Origin of the sequence: Bradyrhizobium sp. (assembly GCF_049586575.1) — a bacterium.
In the GTDB taxonomy this organism is placed as follows: domain Bacteria; phylum Pseudomonadota; class Alphaproteobacteria; order Rhizobiales; family Xanthobacteraceae; genus Bradyrhizobium.
On sequence record NZ_JBAVCF010000129.1, the window covers coordinates 1 to 1720 of the forward strand.

Sequence of the window (1720 nt, forward strand, 5' to 3'; positions counted from 1 at the left end):
CATCATGCTTGTCAAGACATTCACGTGGCATTCACTGGCTTATATAGTGGGCATCGCCAGTACAATCGCAGTGCACCAGGTCGTTCCATCGCCGGGTTCACCGGCAGGTTTTCAGTCGGGCACAACGGAAGCTGCAACAACTACGGGTCAGATTGCCAATCGCTCGGCTAAGAGTGACAGGTTGCCGATTAAGGAATCAAACTCTCAGGCTAATGACAAAGCACCACTTCTGTCGGTACCGAACGTGCCAAATCGGAAATTAAAAGGCGACTGTAAGCCGCCTATTGATGTACCTGGACGCTGCTTTGCAGACGCCAGGGCTAACCGCCACGTCACGTAGTCCACTTGTGGGCCCCAGAGCGGACGTGAGACCCTACAGCGATCTTGATCAAGGCGGCGATACGTTGAGGGTATTTTTTGGAGGCGACGATCTGGTTGCGATACCGACCCATTGCCGACGCATAGACTGATCGGCGCGGGTGCAGACCAAGCGCGGGGCGGTTGGATCGTTGAGTTCAGGTACGGTGCCGGAGTGCCAACGACATCATCCTTCCAGAAAGATGGATAGCGTTCGCTGGAATTGCTTGTAGGCGCGCGATCCCATTTTCTTGGCAAGGGACTTTTCGCTCTCGGCGATGATTGGTTTAAGCCGACCCAGGAGCTCGGCACCTTCGCGGGTCAAGTACAGCACATAATAGCGGCGGTTGATCGAGGATTCGGCCCGCGTCAAGAGACCCCGCCGTTCGAGGTGATCCACCATTCTGCCAAGACCCGCGCGCTCGATCGAAAGCACCTGCGCGATTGCAAGTTGATTCACGCCCGGGTTGGCGTCAATCACGCTGAGAACGGAGAATTGCGCGGGGCTTGTGTCAAACGGCGCCAGTCTTTGACTGACCTCGCGAAATACCCACAGCTGTGCTCGGCGGATGCGATACCCTAGCGACTGCGACAGGTCGCCCAGCGCCACGGCTTTTGTCTTCGAACGCGCCGGCCCCGCCTTCACCTTCCGAGGAGAGGGTTGGGCCTTGTTCGACGTGAGTGCGATCGAGTCGGAAGGCTTGGCGGGACGGGCCCTGATCCGCAGACTCCTCGTATGCATCGTTTGAGCGCCTTGTTCTAAAAGACCAAATTGAACTGCGGGCCGGATTCCTTCAAGGCCAAAAAGCAGTTCGCCAATCAGGCTTCGTTGGGCAGGCGTCGACGCGGGCGTCCCGGCGGGACGGCATTCTCCCTGCGGGTCTCACAAATCTCATGTTGACGAGGCTACATGATGGTCGCAGAATGACTGTAACATCGCGAATGACCATAAACTGCCATAAGAGCAGCTCAGGGGAGAGACGTCGGTGTTTCCGCGACGGAAAGGCTTTGCTCCGTGGAGGGGCGACGGCGAACGCGTTGACGTCGCCGCGAATGAGGCCTCATCGGCGGCCGAGCATCTCGCGCTGCGCGTGCCTCGCGTACCAACCATCAAATCGCTGAATCGGCCGGCGGCTGCGGAACGTTTGTTCGGCGGCCGGTCGTTCGCGTGGCCAACGGTTCTGTTCTGTCAAACTTGGGAGGTGCCGACATGAAGCAACTGCTATTGACATCGACAATCGCCGCGACCTGGCTATCGCTGGGTGCAGTTTCGTTCGCCGGCGGGCTGCCGCCGGCGGGCGTGGCACCGCGGGGATCCTGCGCGAGCCTCACGGGAATCACTCTGGCCAACGTGCAGATCCTG

General features: G+C 59.0%; 2 protein-coding genes. One reads left to right on the forward strand and one right to left on the reverse strand.

What is annotated here, in order from left to right; all coding sequences use genetic code 11:
• On the forward strand, window positions 1-340 hold a 340-nt coding region (locus tag WB528_RS04710), incomplete at its 5' end, for a hypothetical protein (protein ID WP_423887267.1).
• Between the two features lie 204 nt (window positions 341-544).
• Here the strand turns inward: WB528_RS04710 and WB528_RS04715 are convergent.
• Window positions 545-1099, reverse strand: coding sequence for a MarR family winged helix-turn-helix transcriptional regulator (locus tag WB528_RS04715; protein ID WP_423887268.1), 555 nt, complete (start codon window positions 1097-1099; stop codon window positions 545-547).
• Window positions 1100-1720 lie beyond the last annotated feature (621 nt).

Coding starts and splice junctions, on each gene's coding strand:
- WB528_RS04715 (WP_423887268.1), bottom strand. CDS start 1,099: ATGCATACGAGGAGTCTGCGGATCAGGGCCCGTCCCGCCAAGCCTTCC.